Below are 17,766 nucleotides of genomic sequence, written 5' to 3'. Positions count from 1 at the left end.
TGCTTAGCTCAACAAGCAGCCACCTCTGAAAAAAGAGCGTTAGGGCCATTGTTTACACAAATTTACTAAAAAAATTGGTAATTATAAATGCATAATCTTAAAGCAGTTTTACAAAAATGTCATCATTGAAATGGGCTTTTAAATGTCGGCCATCACCATGAAGTGTCCATATTTGTTTGGGTTGGGTGCGGGCTATGGTTTCCAGGATATCGTTCCAATCCACATGGTCTGATATAAACAGGGTATCGCGCTGGTTAACCTGCAGATTTTTCCAGCCCGAGGCAAAAAGCCGGGTTACGCCTGTAGCCCGGATATAGCTATCGAAAGTAAAGGGTGGAACGATGTATACAAACTCATCCTGCACCTTCATCAGCTTGCGCCCGTAAATTTGATGCGGGCCCAGCACAATTCCCATTTTTTGATAGATGGCATTGATAGGCATAATGCGGTGGTGCACCAGTATCTTTTTTTGTGGTGCATGTGCACTGATCAGGTTAATGAGCCGCTGACTTTTCCCCAAACCATAAGCGCCTAACAGGATATTGGTTTTGATGGAATTGATCTTTTGTATCTCGGCAACCGGATCGGGGTGTATCACCTCCGGATCGGCAAAGGTACTTTCGGTGATCAGTACATCGGTGGTTACCCATTCAATGGGTTCGCAGGTATCATCGGGCTGTAATTTATAGTCGCCGGTATACAGGTAGCGGGTATCTTCGTATTCCATCAGCACCTGGGCAGAGCCTAGCATATGGCCGGCTGGGATCAGCGTAATGGTTACTTTGCCAATGGTAAAAGGTTCGTTAAACCCTACTATATTAAAAACTTTGGCCGCGGTACGGTCATAACGCAGCTGCATCACACTGGCTGTTGCCCGGGTACAGTAAACATCATGGTTACCACTCACCGCATGATCGGCATGGGCATGGGTTATTACCGCTGTTTTAGCAGGTAGTTTAGGATCCAGATAAAAATCGCCGTATTTGCAATACAATCCTTTTTCATCTATCTGTACAAAATCGTCGAGTATCATTTATATGGAAGGGAAAAGCCGAAGGGTGAAAGGTAAAAGGCGAAAACTAAACATTTTCATATTTCTTGATTCTTAGCTCTTGATTCTCAAATACTGCTCATGCAAAGCCAGCACCTGCGGGATAACCAGCTGATGATCGTCATTAACAATCACATCGTTGGCCAGTTGCTTCTTTTTTTCTTCGGTAAATTGTCGGGCTTCGCGGCTTTCCACTTCGGCTCGTGTAATATGGTCGCGCTTGATAACTCGTGCTATGCGGTTCTCCAAGGGGGCGGATACAAGCAAGCTGCGGTCGCACATTTTGTAAGAGTCGCTTTCAAATAGGAGGGCGGCTTCTTTGATCACATAAGGGGCGCTATGAATGTTTTGCAGCCAATTATCAAAAGCCCTGAAAGTTGCCGGGTGTACCAGGGCATTCAATTTTTTAAGCTCGGCCTCGTTATTAAAAACTATCCCGGCAATATGTTTGCGGTTCAGGCTGCCATCTTCAAAGTATGACTCAGCGCCAAAAGTTTGTTTTAAGGCATCAATTAGTATAACATCGGTCACCATTACTTTTTTAGCCTCATCATCGGCATAAAAAACAGGTATGCCCAAAAGCTCAAAAACTTTGGCTACTGTAGTTTTGCCACTACCTATATTACCTGTTAAACCTATTTTAAGCATTTTTTTGGAGCAAGGATTTGGGGAGCAAAGATAAGGGATTTTTCTTTGGAGTAAGGAGTATTGCTATTCGGAAGAATCAAAACGAATAGTTTTGGCTAAAGCCCGATGTTTTTTCTTTGTAATCCGTTGGCTAAAGCCAACGGCAATGATAAATATGGAACAGTTCTAATATTTTTATTCATTGCCGTCCCATTTATGGGACGGATAGCGATACTAAAAATAGGGGCTTTAGCCAAAATTCTAATTTTTCGAGCGTTTATGCCCTTTGCTCCAAAATCACTTTTTAATAATAAAATCAATATTCGTGGGGCTCACTTTTACAATTTTACAAAAGGGAGGTACCCGGGTTAGTTTTACCGGGAGTGTGGTATAGCCGTGATCGCGCCAGAGGTCAAGATCGGCGGTGGCTTCAAACAGGTCCTCGGTCATGTCGGGGTATCTGCTCAGTGAGGTGGTGAAAGTAATCTTAACCCGCTGCGGAAATATTTTTACATTATCGTAATTATGATTGTTGATAAGCTTAACCGGCAGATCCAGCGTTTTTTCGGTAAACTCATCAACCGGGATAATCACCTGTACGGTTTTGGGGTACATGTTTAAATTACCTTCTTTAACCGATTGCAGGTTGATACGGGTATTCACGGTTTCGCTCACATCATTCATCAGCAGCGAATCGGTTTTCCACAGGTTTATTTGTTTTAAACGTTCGGTTGGGCCGCTCACGGTAATGTATGCAGGCTTAATGGTCATATTACCCGATACCGCAAACTGCTTGCGGTATTTGATACCCAGCATCAGCTGTACCGGGACTTTTTTTACCAAACGGTTCGAGAAGTCAAAATACAGGGTATCCGGATCAATGGAGATGATCTGCTGTGTAATATCCTTATTGAGATTGATCTGTTTGAGCTGTGAGTTGAGTACCACATAATTCCGGGTCTCCAGCGTCGAAAGATCGATAGTGATAGGCTTGCTTTCTTTATTCATGCTCGAAAAAAGCATTTGCCAGCCGGTGCCCTGTACGGTAGCATTCACGGTATCGGGCTGCAGGGAATGAAAAGCGCGTTTCTGAGGAGCGTTTTTATAGGTAAGTACTTCCTGAATAGTATAGGGCTGCGGAGTAGATAGCGTAGTAAACAACCAGGCCAAAACAGCCAACACCAGGCAGGTAAAAAATGCCGATAAGCGCCTTCGTTCTGTAGCCGATAATTTTACTATTGCCATATTTTGGGTGAAAGGTTAAAGGCGAAAGGATAAAGGTTTTTATTACCAATTGCCTTTCGCCTTTAATAAATCCTGAATTTAAAATTCTATGTACTAAAAGTTAAACTTTTAGTAGTCAGGTACACTTTGTTGGGTTATTAACCGCTTATGAATGAACCTTTGACCTTTTGCCTTTAACCTTTAACCGGGGCAGCAGGAGTGTTTAATGCTTTTGATGCATCTAACGAGATAGCCGATTTGTCAAAACGGATCTTGCCGTTTTCTACTTCAACTAAAAAGGTGGTCTCGTTTAAATCAATGATACGGCCATGTATACCGGCAGTAGTAACTACCTTATCACCTTTTTTTAATTCCTCAACATATTTCTTTTGATCTTTTTGCTTTTTAACCTGCGGGCGGATCATGAAAAAGTAAAACACCACGATGATCAATACCATTGGTATTAACATACCAAAACCTCCGGAACCACCTGCTGGTGCTTGTAATAAAATAGTAGCTATCATTTTTTTAATTATTGTTATTTTGTTAATACCTCGCCAATCAGGTGTACCATAGTTTGGGCCGGTACGGTATTGGCGGTAATGGTTATTTGTTTATCCTGCAAGCCGGTTTTACCTGCACTGTTAAATACCACTTTAATTAAACCGCTTTCGCCTGGTTTAATGGGGGTTTTAGGCCACTCGGGGGTGGTGCAGCCACAGCTGGCAACCGCGTCTGTGATAATCAGCGGAGATTTACCATTGTTGGTGAACTTAAAATCATAACCAACCTTATCACCCTGTTTAATCTTGCCAAAATCATGGCTTTCTTTTTCAAACTTCATGATTGGGGCAGTCGCGGCATTGGCTGTAGTAGCAGCAGTTTTTGTTGCAGAACTGTCGGCTGTGGTTGATGCGGCACCATTGGCGGGTGTTTGGTTACAGGCCGATAATAATACGCCTGCGGTTAATAAGCTTAAAAATAATCGTTTCATCGGTTAAAATATTATTCTATTAGTCCTCGTCCTATTTTTTTGATTTTATTCTCTGCTTTCAGGTCAATCAAAATCTTGTCTAAGATACCGTTTATAAATGAATTACTTTTAGGAGTGCTAAACTCTTTAGATATCTCCAGGTACTCGTTAATGGTTACTTTAACCGGAATGGAGGTGAAGTTAATAAACTCGGTGATAGCCATTTTCATCAACAGGGTATCCATCATCGCAATACGCTCTGGCTCCCAGTTTTGGGTTTTGGCGGCTATTAACTCCTGGTAAGGTTTATCAAACCGGATGCTTTGATCAAAAAGATTCACCACAAAATCGCGGTCCTCTATCCAGTTGCCGGTAATTTCGGCCAGGTGGTTTTGTTTGGCATCTTCTGATGCGAAATTTTTGAATGTTTTAGCAATTAATGCCTGTAATACATCGCGGTCAACCGGCCAAAAAATAAACTTATCTTCAAAAACCTGTTCGGCTAATGACGATTTCAAGATCACTTTTTTGAAGATGAATTTAATGATGTCTTTATCTGTTTGAATGGTATCGCCGGTTTTGGCCAGGTATTCGGCATACTCGGGCGAATTTTTGAGCGTGGTGAACAGGGTTTTGGCCAGTTCGGGCTCAAAATGCCATTCTACTTTATACTTTTTTAACGCGATCAGGTAATCGCGGTTATCGTTAAGGGTAACGATAAATCTGTTGCTCAATATTTTACGATTGGCATTTAAGTCTTCGGCAGTTGGTAAGTGCTTATTGGCACGTTCTTCCGCGTCATTAGCCGCGTAATTGGCCACTTCTGAAATTAATGATAGCATCCAGATGTACATTTCAAATACCTGGTCGATGCCATGCAACATATTTTTTTCGTGTAGCCTTACGTCTTTAGTATCTGACTGATGATACGCGTATAGTGCCTGTAATACCTTTACCCGGAGGTGCCTTCTGTTTAACATGTGTAAGAACGATTTGATTTGCCAGCTGGCAAATGGTTAAGTATGATTTTAATAAGACGATTTTACTTTTTTAATATCCGCTATCCGTTTTTCGGCAATTTTATTGGCTGCCTTAACGGTAGAAATGTTTTCTGATTTAGAAAGTTTTAAAATATTGCGTGTTACCTCATAAATGTTTTCGGTAAGCTGCATAGTACGTTTCTTGCTAAAACTCATCAACTCCGAATAGCAATTGATAATGCCACCCGCATTGATCACGTAATCAGGCGCAAACAAAATACCTTTCTCTAAAAGCATGGCGCCATGTTCGGCTTCATCAAGCAACTGGTTATTGGCCGAGCCTGCTATAATGCTGCATTTAAGTTTATTGATGGTTTGTGTATTAATAGTGCCGCCTAAAGCGCATGGTGCGTAAATGTCGGCATCAATATCAAATATACTGTTATTGGATACGGCTTCGGCACCATATCTTTTGGCTATCTGGCCAATGCGCTCTTCCTGAATATCGCTCACGTAAACTTTTACATTTTCATCGCGAAGCAAACGTACCAGGTGTTCGCCAACATGGCCAACGCCTTGTACAATAACCGATTTGCCGGTAAGGCTATCACTGCCGAATTGTTCTTTTACGCAGGCTTTAATACCCTGAAAAACACCCTGCGCGGCCACTGGCGACGGATCGCCGCTGCCTCCCAAACTTTCGGGTATGCCGGTAACATGCTCGGTTTCCATACGGATGTATTCCATATCGCGCGGATTGGTGCCTACATCCTCAGAAGTAATAAACTCGCCGTTAAGATTTTTAATAAAGCGACCAAACTTGCGCATCAGCGCTTCGGTTTTATCCTTGCGCGAATCGCCTATAATTACGGAGTAACCGCCGCCCATGTTAAGGCCGGCAATGGCACATTTATAGGTCATGCTTTTTGAAAGGCGCAATACATCGTTTAAAGCATCTGCCTCGGTTCTGTAGCTCCACATGCGGGTACTGCCAAAAGCAGGGCCCAGCGTAGTATCATGAATAGCTATGATGGCTTTTAAACCCGTATCCGGATCGCTGCAGAATACAACTTTTTTGTGCCCAAAGGCGTCGAGCTGATTGAATATAGATTCCGGTTGTTCTTGAACGGGCATTAGTTATACGATAGTAAATGTTTTAAGGCGTGGACAAAAGTAGAGGTTTTTTTTATTCTGACAAAGTTTATTAGCGGGGAAGTGCTAACCGACCTGTTTTTAGACCACGTTTATGGTAAGCTATATGTAATAAGGTAGTTACAAAGGAGTATAAACTGCGAATAATAACAATAAATGCACCCGGTTAATTACAGGTATGCTTACTTAGTTATAACCTAAGTAAGCATACCTGTGTTTTGCTCAATTATAGCTGCCACAAACAACTCCCCACTCATTTAACGGAGAGCATGGCCATGGATTAAAAGCGCTGACGCATTGTACAAATGAACTATATCCGTTTGAAAAGCCAGAGGAGCAATAACGGCTGCAGGACCTTCCGGCGTTATCACATATGGCAGACTCACCGCTACCCGCTCCTTTAATGTTTTTAAGATCGGTGCGGTTCAATACTTTGGAACCTAGATGTTGGAAATTCTTCATAATTTTTAGTTTAAAAATGGTTATAGATTTATCAAATATAAAATAATAACTAATAAATTAAGAGCTGTTTATTTATTGATTAGCAGTATGTTAATAATAATATGAAGTGTTAATCGTATTAATACTTTATGAGTGGATTTATTGATATAAATAAGCTATTTTTAAGGGGGATGATTAAATTAAAAAGCCTGTGGGCAGAGAGAAGAAATTTAACAAGACCTGATACCTGGTTATTTTCTTACATCATTCCGACTTTTCAATTCAACCACTCTGCCAACTTTTTAATACTTTTGATTAAACGATATCCGGCAACGATATCTTTCGGATTTTCCGGCTCCCCGGACTTCCGGACAACATAAATATGAAAGACCTTGCTTACCTTAATAAATTCTTTTACAAGTATCGCTGGCGGCTAATACCCGGTGTGCTATTTGTGATCATCTCTAATATTTTCGGGGTGCTGCCTGCACAGGTGATCCGGGTAGCTTTTGACCTGGTGACCGAAAACATCGGCGCCTACCAGCTTTTTGCCGGGTTTAACAGGCAAAGCATGATCTATGATATTTTTGGCAGCAGCCTGATGTTGTTTGGTGTACTGGTATTGGTGTTGGCGCTGTTGCGTGGACTGTTCCTGTTTTTTATGCGGCAAACCATCATCCTCATGTCGCGGCATATCGAGTATGATCTTAAAAACGAGATATATCATCATTACCAGGAACTATCGCTCGCTTTTTACCGTCGCCATAATACGGGCGATCTGATGAACCGTGTTACCGAGGATGTGAGTCGCGTGCGCATGTATCTGGGGCCGGGTATTATGTATACCATCAATACGGTGGTGCTGTTTATACTGGTGATATACGCCATGCTTACGGTAAATGTGAGGCTGGCTATTCTTTCCGTATTACCATTACCTATACTGGCCGGGGTTATCTATTACGTAAACAACGTGATTAACCAGCGGAGCGAACAGATCCAGGAGAGGCTGTCGGCCCTGTCGAGTTTTGTGCAGGAGAATTTTTCGGGTATCCGGGTTATCAAATCATATGTAAGGGAAGGCTTTGTACGTAAGAATTTTGCCGCAGAGAGCGAAAACTATAAGACACACTCTATGGATCTGGTAAAAGTACAGGCGATGTTTTATCCAACTATGCTGTTGCTGGTGGGTTTAAGTACCGTGATCACTATTTATGTTGGCGGGGTTGAGGTGATGAAGGGTAATATTACCTCGGGTAACATCGCGGAGTTTATTGTATATCTGAACATGCTCTCTATGCCGGTGATATCACTGGGCTGGGTAACCTCACTGATCCAGCGTGCGGCCGCCTCCCAAAAACGTATCAATGAGTTTTTGCATGAAAAACCCGATATCATATCGCCTAATGTACCTGTTCGTACTGTTGAAGGAGCCATTACGTTTAACCATGTATCATTCACTTATCCCGATACGGGCATCGAGGCTTTAAAGGATGTGTCGTTCACTGTGGAGCCCGGGCAAATGGTAGCTATTATCGGTCGTACAGGGTCCGGGAAATCAACCATTGCCAATTTGGTGATGCGCATGTATGATACCACGGCCGGTGAGATAGCTATTGACGGTGTTTCGGTAAAACAATTGAATCTGGAGGGCTATCGTTCGCAGGTAGGCTTTGTACCACAGGAAGTTTTCCTGTTTTCGGATACTATTGCCAATAACATCGCTTTTAGCGCTGATGTACTGAATATGCCACTTGTAGAACAGGCCGCCAAAGATGCCGCAGTATACAATAATATTGTAGAACTGGAACAAGGTTTTGAAACCCTGATAGGAGAGCGGGGCGTAACTTTATCGGGCGGACAAAAGCAGCGGGTATCCATTGCCCGGGCTATTTTTAAACACCCGCAGATATTGATCTTTGACGATTGCCTGTCGGCAGTTGATACCCGTACCGAAGAGGAGATATTAAACAACCTGGGGCGGGTAATGCAAAATAAAACCAGTATCATTATAGCCCACCGTATATCAACCATCAAAAATGCCGACAAGATTTTGGTAATGGATAATGGCCGGATTGTAGAACATGGCAACCACGATTTCCTGATGCAACTCAAAGGAACTTACTTTGAACTATACGAAAAACAATTGCTGGAAGAAGAGCAAGACGCCTGATTTTTTTGTGTAAACACAATAAAATGACGGAAATGTTTCAAAAAGTTCAATAAAATTCAATAAAATACTTGCGCTTTCAAATTTTGATTTATATTTATGCCAACCAAAACTAATTACAGGTATATTCATTATGGGAGATTTTGACAATAGAGAGCGAGAAGAGGTTTTTTCAAAGAAGGTGAGAGCCGGGAAGAGGACTTATTTTTTTGATGTGAAAGCAACCCGTTCAAACGATTATTATGTTACAATTACTGAAAGCAAAAAACGTTTGGAGGATGGTGTGTTTATTAAACACAAAATATTTTTATACAAAGAAGACTTCGAAAAATTTGCTGAAGGTTTAAAAGAAACCGTTGAGTATATCAAAGCAAACCAGGAAGTAGTTGAAAAACGTTATGAATATAGCGAAGGCTCTGAAGTAGCTAAAGCTGCCGGTGCCGATGATGATTTCTCGTTCGACATATAAAAACAGAACAAAACTAAATTAATACCATAAAGAAAAACCTGCTTTTACCAGAGGCAGGTTTTTTGTTTTAAGGGAGCATAAAAAAAGCGATGAGCAAAACCCATCGCTTTTTTATGTTAAATATCAACTTTAATTACAAAGCCAATACTTCTTTTACTCTTTCTGCAGCTTCTTTTAACAGGATAGCCGAGAATACTTTTAGGCCTGAATTATCAATCAGTTCTTTGGCTTCGGCAGCATTGGTGCCTTGCAAACGAACAATGATGGGTACAGGGATGTTGCCAATTTCTTTATACGCATCAATAACACCTTGTGCCACACGGTCGCAACGTACTATACCACCAAAAATATTGATCAGGATAGCTTTTACGTTCGGGTCGCTCAGGATGATGTTAAAACCGGCTTTAACCGTTTGTGCGTTAGCCGTACCGCCTACGTCCAAAAAGTTAGCAGGTTCGCCGCCGGCCAGTTTAATGATGTCCATAGTGGCCATAGCTAAACCGGCACCGTTTACCATACAACCCACGTTACCGTCGAGTTTTACATAGTTCAGGTTTGATTTACCGGCTTCAACTTCGGTTGGATCTTCCTCATCGGTATCGCGCATCGCAGCGTAATCCGGATGACGATATAATGCATTATCATCCAGGTTTACTTTAGCATCAACCGCTAAAATTTTATTGTCGGATGTTTTTAATACCGGGTTAATTTCAAATTGCGAAGAATCGGTAGCATCATAAGCTTTGTATAAAGCGGTGATGAATTTTACCATATCTTTAAAAGCGTCGCCGCTAACACCCAGGTTAAACGCAATTTTACGCGCCTGGAATGCCTGCAGACCAACCTTAGGATCAATTTCTTCTTTAAATATTAATTCTGGTGTTGAGTGAGCTACTTCCTCAATGTCCATACCGCCTTCGGTGCTGTACATGATGATGTTACGGCCACGGGCGCGGTCAAGCAATACGCTCATGTAAAACTCTTTTGTTTCACTTTCGCCCGGGTAGTAAACATCCTGTGCTACTAAAACCTTTTTTACTTTTTTACCTTCTGGTCCGGTTTGCGGAGTAACCAGTTGCATACCTATAATGTTACCGGCAATCTCTTTAACCTGATCATGATTTTTAGCCAGTTTTACACCACCACCTTTTCCACGGCCACCGGCATGTATTTGTGCTTTTATAACTACCCAGTCAGACCCAAAGTCTTCCTTCATTTTTTGCGCAGCCGCAACAGCCTCTTCAGGATTGTCGGCAACAATGCCTTCCTGAACTCTAACGCCAAAGCTCTTTAATATAGCTTTACCCTGATATTCGTGAATATTCATGTTTTTTGAAGAATTTGCGGTAAATCTACAATTTTGTTTCAAAGGTTCATGCCCTAAATGGAGTTTATTTGCCCTTGTTGCTTTTATTAACATTGTCTTTACAATGAGGGGAAGTATCAAGTAGTTAGTATCAAGTATCACGACCGTTTTCTGTATGCAGATTATATGATTAAGATTCCCTTGTAAAAAATCTTGATACTTGATACTAACTACTTGATACTAATTTTACATTTGTAAAATGCTTAAAGCTACATCTATCCATAAATCATACGGGCAGCTGCAAATATTGAAGGGGGTTGACCTGGAGGTACAGCAGGGCGAAATTGTAACCATTGTTGGCGCATCAGGTGCTGGTAAAAGCTCCTTACTCAATATTTTGGGTACGTTAGACAGGCCCGATTCCGGTCAGCTGTTTATTAATAATATCGAACTAAGTAAACTAAGTAACCGGGGTTTAAGCGATTTTCGTAACCGTAAGATTGGCTTTATTTTCCAGTTTCATCATTTACTGGCCGAGTTTACAGCGGTTGAAAATGTATGTATCCCCGCGTTTATAGCCGGTATATCGCGCCCCGATGCAGAGAAAAAAGCCACAGAGCTATTGGAGCGACTGGGTTTAGCCGATAGGATAAACCATAAGCCTAACGAGCTGTCAGGTGGCGAACAGCAAAGAGTAGCTGTAGCACGGGCGCTCATCAACAATCCGGCACTGATATTTGCCGATGAGCCGTCGGGCAATCTGGATTCGGTAAACGCGCTGGAACTGCATGAATTGTTTATCAAACTGCGCAAAGATTTTAATCAAACCTTTGTAATCGTTACCCATAACGAGGATCTGGCCAATTTGTCTGATCGTACAATTTTAATGAAAGATGGTTTAATTGCCGAACAACCTTTAGCTTAAAACGTGAGTATACTAATAACCGCGGCCAATTCCGCATCTGCCTATAAGCTTAAAAACCAGTTAAACAGTGATAACATTATCATGGGCGACCATATGGATTTGCCCGATTTTATGCTGAAACCTGGTAAGCTTATCCGTTTGCCCGATCCTAAATCGGTAAGTTATACGCATGAAATGCTTACTTTATGTTTGGATATGGGCGTTGAAGCGATTTACCTGTTTCGGCAAACAGAAATTGATCTGTTGCTAAAGGCCCAAATATTATTTAATGAATACAATATAAAAATCCTGGTTGAGGGAAATGAATTATAAAGATATCGACGGGCGCAAGAGCGCTTTTATTTTTGAATTGGATGATGTGCTTTATCCCGAAAAAGATTATTTATTCCAGGTTTATTACCTGTTTGCCAATTTGTTGGAGTATACCGAATTAGTTGACGCAAAACAGACAACCAATATTATGGTTGATACGTATGCATCTTTAGGAAAGGACGCTGTTTTTAATGAGGTTGCCAAAGCTTTCCCGATTGCGGAAAAGTATAGGGATAAGTTCGAAAACTTGCTCATTACGGCTAAACTGCCTTTAAAACTGTTATTGTATCAGAATATGCTGACGCTGATGCAGGAAATTGTTGTTGATCGTAAAAAGCTGTTCATCGTAACTAACGGTCCTATTTCGCAGCAGATAAATAAAATTAAACAAACAGAATGGCACGGATTGGAAAAGTACCTGGCCTGCTATTTTGCTGAAGAAACCGCCTTAAAGCCCGAACCAGACGTTTTGCACCTGCTCATGCAAGACCATGATTTAGAAAGAAGAGATATTATCATGATCGAAAACTCCGAAACTGACCGGATGTGTGCCGAAGCTGTAGGAATTGATCATATCAACATAGACAAATTTTTATAAACGCACGTAACATAGTTGTTTGTAAAGCGTTAACCATTTATTAAACTGATCCTATATGAAAAAACTACTTTACTTCATACTTTTTTCTGCTGTGGTTGTTGTTTCGGCTTGTAAAAAAAATGATCCGGGCAATAATAACAATGGGTCCGGTAACAACGGAGCTACAAAACTTCAGCTAACACAGGATTCTATTTATATGATTGCCCAGGAAGATTATTACTGGAATAGTTTCTTGCCAGAATATGGTATTTTTAATCCCCGGCAATACACTGCGCAAAGTACGGATCTGCTTAATCTTAGTCAGGAAATTGATGCTTATACCCAGAAGTCACAAAATCCTGCTAATCATAACTTGCCTTATGAGTATGATCCTTTTAACCCGGGAAGTTCCAAATATTCGTTTATTGATGATGGTACGGTTAATAAGGCTTTAAATGCTGTAAAAGGGGATTTTGGTTTTAATTACTTTTATACCTATGCCAATGTGATCAGGGTAAGTTTGATTCAGCCGGGTTCACCAGCCGCCGCCGCCGGCTTGCAACGAAGCGATCAGATCATCGGTATTAACGGACAAACCGGGAACAGTATTTACATTACCAATCTTAAAGACCCTGCTAATGATGCAGGCTACAAATATGTAAGTAATGCAGTGAATAATAGCAGCACAATAACCCTTCAGATCCGTAAGGCGAACGGTACCGAGAAAACCGTTACCCTGAATACCAAAAGTTATACGGTTAACCCGGTTATTTATACCAATACTTATGCGCTTAGTGGCGGGAAAACAGCCGGTTATATGGTATTTAATAGTTTTGTTGACCTGAAAAGTAACCCGGCCGTACAGGCCCGCCTTGATTCCGTTTTTAATGTTTTTGCCAGTAAAAATGTAACCGACCTGATTATCGATCTGCGTTATAATGGCGGTGGTGATGTACTCATGAGCATTTACCTCACCAATCTCATTGCGCCCTCAAGCGTAAACGGGAGTGTAATGAACACTACTTATTGGACTGCCAATATGCAAAATGATAAATACCCCATTATTCAAAAAAAACTGGGGCCATTCTCTACAGGGTATTTTAAGCCCACGAATGCTGCCCAGATCGAAAAGTTTTCAAAAGTGGGATCTGTAAATGTGAATCGTGTTTTCTTTTTAGTAACTGGTAACACGGCATCAGCAAGCGAGCTTACTATCAATAACGTGAAGCCTAAAATGAATGTTCAGTTAATTGGCGACACAACCTATGGTAAACCAGTTGGCTTCCTGTCAAATCTTACCGTTAACGGATATTACTTTTATACACCAGAGTTTGAAACAAAAAACTCAAATGGCGAAGGCGGTTATTATACAGGTATGCCACCCGTAGGTAGCACAGCAACCGGCGGAACATATCAAGGTAAACGGGTTATAGAGAATATCCAGAATGACTTTGGTGATATTAATGAAACTTTACTGAGCCAGGCCATAGGATACATTCAAAATGGGGCCTACCCAACAAGTTCAACCTTGGCGGTCCAAAGCCTATCTACTAATGCAGTAGCGATGAGCGACTATCAGCGCAGAGTGTTGTCGGTGAACAAACAGTCGTCCCGCAAAAACTCTATGTTCCTGACGTTAAAAGCTAATAAATAAGCTAATAAATAAGTTAATAATTAGTCGGCCAGTTCCCGGAGATCAACGGGAACCACGCGCGAGATACCTTGTTCAACCATAGTCACCCCGTAAATTACATCGGTGCTGGCTATGGTTCTTTTGTTATGGGATACAATGATGAACTGCGAATCTTTAGAGAAAGTGCGGATAATGTTATTGAATTTATCAATGTTAGTATCATCCAGCGGGGCGTCAACCTCATCAAAAATACAGAAAGGGGCGGGCTTCAACAGGTAAAGCGAGAACAGTATAGCCGTGGCGGTCAAGGTTTTTTCACCACCCGATAACTGATTGATTGACAGGGGGCGTTTACCTTTTGGCTTAGCAATAATATCAATATCCGACTCCAGCGGATGGTTAGGATCAGTCAGTACCAGATCACAGGAGTCCTCCTCGTTAAATAACGAGCGGAATACCTTAATAAAGTTTTCGCGCACCATGATAAAGGCCGTCATGAATTTTTCCTTAGCGGTATCGTCAATCTCTTGTATAGTGGCCAGTAAAGATGCCTTAGCCTCGCTCAGATCTTTCTTTTGCGCTTGAATGAAAGTGTAACGCTCATTCATTTCGTTATAAGCCTCTACCGCCATGGGGTTAATAGCTCCAAAGTCATCCAACTGGCGTTTGAGCTTTTCGGCCCTTTCACGCAGATCCTGCTCGTTTTCGTCGGCCGGGGTCTCGGTTTCGGGCAGTTCTTCAATATCGATGTTGAACTCTACCGATAGGCGCTCTTTCAGGGCATTTAGCTCCAGCTTCAGATTGTTGCGTTCTTCGCGCAGCTCGTTCTCTATAACCTCGCTGTTATCTTTTTTACGGCGCAGGGCGGTTATTTCGTTCTCGTTTTCGGTGATCACACCGCGCCACTGGTAGTATTCCTGTTCGGCCTGTTGGGTGGCTTTCTCCAGGTTTTCTTTTTGCTCATACATTTCCAGCAAACCTTCGTCAGAGTTGTCGGCTTGTTTCAGGTTGTCTTGTATGGCTATTTTTACATTTTCAAATTCGGCACTGTTTTGCTTGATGCGGCTTTCCAGGCTTTCCTGTTGGGTATCGCGATAATCCAGATCTTTTACAAGGCCAGATACCTTATTTTGCTGCTGATGGAAACGGATATTCTCTTGGTTATAGGCATTTGATTGTACCGATACATATTCGTTCAGTTCGTTAAACGCGGCTTGTTTTTCAACCAGCAGGTCGTTCTGGATCTGCTTTTGCGTTTTGAGTTCGGCCAACATAGGGTGCAGGTTTTGCATCTCCTCGGTAATGGTGGCTATTTTACGGGCAATATCCTCCTTGCGGTTCAGACTGTTTTCAATAAAAGTCTGGTACTGTTCCTGCCGGGTTTTAACCGTAATAAGTTCCGTATTTAAACGGTTGATGATCATTTGCTGTTCATTCAGCTCCGCAGTTTTGGTAGATGCTTTAAGTGCGGCCAGTTTACTTTGCAGATCATCGACACGGGTTTTTAAGCCATTCACCTGGTTCTCGATTCCTTTGATCTCTTTGGCCAGGTTTTCGAGGTTTTTGGCACGACCTATCCTTTTACCCTCAAACAAACCTACCGAACCGCCGGCCATGGTATATTTTGATTTGTTGAACTTGCCGCTTTTACCAATCAATACCACGCCCTCGGGCAATTGCGCGTTGTTGATCTGCTGATCTTTATCGTCATCAACGAGGTACACATTTTTTAACAGGTGATTACACAGGTTGGTGTAGCGTTTGTCTACCTCAATTACTTTAAGTGCTGATACTGCGCCGGCGTTTTCAAACGCAGGCTCGGTTGGCGCTGTTTCGCTGTAATTTTCGAGGATGAAGAAGTGTGCCCTTCCCCTTGAAGCAGTGCTGAGCAAATTGATGGCCTTTATAGCTTCGTCATAGCTCTCTACCACGTAATGGTTCATCAGGGGCTCCAAATAGTTTTCGATGGCTACACGGAACTCCTCGCGGCAAAAAAGCACATCACTAAACAGCGGCGCGTTTTTGGCCCAGTCGGTATTTTTTTTCAAAAAGCGGATCGACTCCGGGAAACCTTCCAGGTTGTCGACCATACTTTTGGTAAGGTTATATTCGTTTTGCTTGGCGTCCAGCTTGCGGCTTTCCTTAATAATGGTATCCTTTATCTCGGTAAGCTCGGTTTCTGTTGTAACAATCTGCTCTTTAAGCTTATTTTCTGCCTCTAAAGATGCCTGGTATTCATCATCCAATGTTTCCTTGCGGGTTTGCAGCTCGGCAACCACCTGGTTAAAGTGCGAAAGCTCCACCTCCTTGTTGGTGGTATCTTCCATGTTGCGCTGGCTTTCCTGTTCCAGGGCCTGCTGCTGGATCTGTAAAATATCAATATCCTTTTCGGCTTTGTAAGCCTGGTTTTGTAAGCGGGTATTGATATTGGTAAGCTCATTGAGCTCATTACGGGCTTCGGTTTGTTGTTGCCGCAGCTCATCAACTGCTTCTTTCAGGTCGGTTACTTTGCTTTGGATGGCCTGCAGGTTTTCGTCCTCCATGGCCTTCTCTTCGCTCAGACGTTTGATGTTGTACAGTACGTGATTCAGCTGGTTTTTATCGCGTTCCAGTTCTTCACTTAATCGGGATTCTTTATCCTGCTGAAACTTGAGCTGCTCGTTCTTGATCTTTTTCTCACTTTCATAAGCACGGATCTTGGACACAAACTCATTGGTGGTTTTTTGCTGAACCGACAGGTTTTTTTCTTTGGTGATACTATCCAGCTTTTGTTGCTGCAGGGCTGCCTCCAAGGTATCTATCTGGGCAACAATACCACCTTTTTCGGCTTTTTGCTGTTGCTCCTGGTCTTCAATTTTCTTTAACGATTCGCTGAACGACACAATGCGGAACGAAGCCAGCATAATGCTGAGCGTTTTATATTGCTCTTTAATGCGGTAATAGCGCTCGGTTTTTTTTGCCTGGTTCTCCAGTGTTTTCAGGTTCTTCTCGATCTCGAAAAGCAGATCTTCCACGCGTTCCAAATCTGCTTCAGTGTCTTTAAGCTTACTAAAAGTTTGCTTTTTACGCAGCTTGTATTTGGATATGCCCGACGCTTCTTCGAACAAATTACGACGCGAACCCTCCTTGTTGGTAATGATCTCGTCGATCATCCGCAGCTCGATGATGGAGTAGGAGTCGGAGCCGATACCGGTGTCCAGGAAAAGGTCGGTAATATCTTTCAACCGGCACTGCACATCATTCAAACGGTATTCACTTTCGCCGGTACGGTAAAGCTTACGGGTTAAGGTAACCTGCGAATAGTCGGTTGGCAGTACGTTCTTGGTGTTATCAAAAGTGAGGGAAACCTCGGCCAGATTGGCCGATTTGCGGCTCTTGGTTCCGTTAAAAATAACGTTATCCATCTTCTCTGAGCGGAGCATCCGGGTGCTTTGTTCGCCCAAAACCCAGCGTATGGAATCGACCACATTTGATTTTCCACAGCCATTTGGCCCCACAATAGCAGTTACACCCTCATTAAAATTAATGGTGATCTTATCTCCAAAACTTTTAAAGCCCTTGATTTCTAAGCGGGTAAGCTGCATTTATATTATTGTGTCCGTATAAAAGATCGAACCTTCAAAGTAATCATAAAAAAATGATTTTATTAAACTTTTTTTGAGGCGGTTTAGTTTATCACGCGTCATTGCGAGGAACGAAGCAATCTCTATATTATACAGAGTGGTTTTGCTTGGCGTATACCCGCTCTTGGCCGCGGGAGGGCCTTTACTTTGTAGCCACAAAGTAACCAAAAGGCTTGTCACCAGAAATGTTTCTTTGCCGTACAAGGCCCGCTTTCACCCGAAGCTGTTCTGCTGACGGGGGAGAAGAAAAAGATATTTAAAAACTTTGTCATTCTGAGGAACGAAGAATCTGATCTGCGATTAGTA

The 17,766-nt window shown here is 42.2% G+C and carries 16 protein-coding genes; 6 read left to right on the top strand and 10 right to left on the bottom strand.

The window, feature by feature from the left end; all coding sequences use genetic code 11:
• Nucleotides 1-97: 97 nt before the first annotated feature.
• The 8 genes from G7092_RS11420 to G7092_RS11385 form a co-directional block, all read right to left on the bottom strand.
• Entirely contained in the window at nucleotides 98-1,033 is a 936-nt protein-coding gene (locus tag G7092_RS11420; protein ID WP_166089300.1) for an MBL fold metallo-hydrolase, read from the bottom strand.
• A 72-nt stretch (nucleotides 1,034-1,105) separates the two neighbouring features.
• A complete protein-coding gene (gene coaE, locus G7092_RS11415) occupies nucleotides 1,106-1,699 on the bottom strand; it encodes a dephospho-CoA kinase (protein WP_166089298.1) in 594 nt (197 codons plus the stop codon).
• 276 nt (nucleotides 1,700-1,975) lie between these two features.
• On the bottom strand, nucleotides 1,976-2,923 hold the full coding sequence (locus tag G7092_RS11410) for a CdaR family protein (RefSeq protein WP_166089296.1): 948 nt from the start codon (nucleotides 2,921-2,923) through the stop codon (nucleotides 1,976-1,978).
• Nucleotides 2,924-3,096: 173 nt separating this feature from the next.
• A complete protein-coding gene (gene yajC / locus G7092_RS11405) occupies nucleotides 3,097-3,426 on the bottom strand; it encodes a preprotein translocase subunit YajC (protein ID WP_166089294.1) in 330 nt (109 codons plus the stop codon).
• A gap of 14 nt (nucleotides 3,427-3,440) precedes the next feature.
• A complete protein-coding gene (locus G7092_RS11400; RefSeq protein ID WP_166089292.1) occupies nucleotides 3,441-3,896 on the bottom strand; it encodes a DUF1573 domain-containing protein in 456 nt (151 codons plus the stop codon).
• An 11-nt stretch (nucleotides 3,897-3,907) separates the two neighbouring features.
• Nucleotides 3,908-4,855, bottom strand: coding sequence for a transcription antitermination protein NusB (locus tag G7092_RS11395; protein ID WP_166089290.1), 948 nt, complete (start codon nucleotides 4,853-4,855; stop codon nucleotides 3,908-3,910).
• A 48-nt stretch (nucleotides 4,856-4,903) separates the two neighbouring features.
• The gene (locus G7092_RS11390; protein WP_166089288.1) at nucleotides 4,904-5,989 is read right to left on the bottom strand and encodes a Glu/Leu/Phe/Val family dehydrogenase; all 1,086 of its coding nucleotides are present in this window, start codon (nucleotides 5,987-5,989) and stop codon (nucleotides 4,904-4,906) included.
• A gap of 240 nt (nucleotides 5,990-6,229) precedes the next feature.
• On the bottom strand, nucleotides 6,230-6,469 hold the full coding sequence (locus G7092_RS11385) for a hypothetical protein (RefSeq protein ID WP_166089286.1): 240 nt from the start codon (nucleotides 6,467-6,469) through the stop codon (nucleotides 6,230-6,232).
• A 361-nt stretch (nucleotides 6,470-6,830) separates the two neighbouring features.
• On the opposite strand from G7092_RS11385, the gene G7092_RS11380 reads away from it, so the two are divergent.
• Together G7092_RS11380 and G7092_RS11375 are read left to right on the top strand one after the other, a co-directional pair.
• Nucleotides 6,831-8,618, top strand: coding sequence for an ABC transporter ATP-binding protein (locus G7092_RS11380; protein WP_166089284.1), 1,788 nt, complete (start codon nucleotides 6,831-6,833; stop codon nucleotides 8,616-8,618).
• A gap of 130 nt (nucleotides 8,619-8,748) precedes the next feature.
• Nucleotides 8,749-9,084, top strand: a complete 336-nt coding sequence (locus G7092_RS11375) for a DUF3276 family protein (RefSeq protein ID WP_076377769.1) — start codon at nucleotides 8,749-8,751, stop codon at nucleotides 9,082-9,084.
• 133 nt (nucleotides 9,085-9,217) lie between these two features.
• Here G7092_RS11375 and sucC read toward each other — a convergent pair whose 3' ends face one another.
• Complete coding sequence (gene sucC, locus G7092_RS11370) at nucleotides 9,218-10,504, bottom strand: ADP-forming succinate--CoA ligase subunit beta (RefSeq protein WP_262889482.1); 1,287 nt, start codon at nucleotides 10,502-10,504, stop codon at nucleotides 9,218-9,220.
• Nucleotides 10,505-10,649: 145 nt separating this feature from the next.
• On the opposite strand from sucC, the gene G7092_RS11365 reads away from it, so the two are divergent.
• The 4 genes from G7092_RS11365 to G7092_RS11350 are packed head-to-tail and all read left to right on the top strand — an operon-like array spanning nucleotide 10,650 to nucleotide 13,858.
• Entirely contained in the window at nucleotides 10,650-11,315 is a 666-nt protein-coding gene (locus G7092_RS11365; protein WP_166089280.1) for an ABC transporter ATP-binding protein, read from the top strand.
• A gap of 3 nt (nucleotides 11,316-11,318) precedes the next feature.
• Nucleotides 11,319-11,627 (top strand): hypothetical protein, encoded by a 309-nt coding sequence (locus G7092_RS11360; protein WP_166089278.1) that lies wholly within the window; start codon nucleotides 11,319-11,321, stop codon nucleotides 11,625-11,627.
• A complete protein-coding gene (locus G7092_RS11355) occupies nucleotides 11,617-12,225 on the top strand; it encodes an HAD family hydrolase (RefSeq protein ID WP_166089276.1) in 609 nt (202 codons plus the stop codon). The genes G7092_RS11360 and G7092_RS11355 overlap by 11 nt, the downstream gene beginning before the upstream one ends.
• Nucleotides 12,226-12,280: 55 nt before the next feature.
• Nucleotides 12,281-13,858 carry a S41 family peptidase gene (locus G7092_RS11350; protein ID WP_166089274.1) on the top strand — a complete coding sequence of 526 codons (1,578 nt, stop codon included), beginning with the start codon at nucleotides 12,281-12,283 and terminating at the stop codon, nucleotides 13,856-13,858.
• A 20-nt stretch (nucleotides 13,859-13,878) separates the two neighbouring features.
• On the opposite strand, the gene smc is transcribed toward G7092_RS11350, so the two are convergent.
• A complete protein-coding gene (gene smc, locus G7092_RS11345) occupies nucleotides 13,879-17,421 on the bottom strand; it encodes a chromosome segregation protein SMC (RefSeq protein ID WP_166089272.1) in 3,543 nt (1,180 codons plus the stop codon).
• Between the last annotated feature and the right edge of the window lie 345 nt (nucleotides 17,422-17,766).

Source organism: Mucilaginibacter inviolabilis (assembly GCF_011089895.1).
Lineage (GTDB): Bacteria > Bacteroidota > Bacteroidia > Sphingobacteriales > Sphingobacteriaceae > Mucilaginibacter > Mucilaginibacter inviolabilis.
Note: the sequence above shows the minus strand (reverse complement) of the source record. Positions and strands in the feature narration are given on the sequence as shown.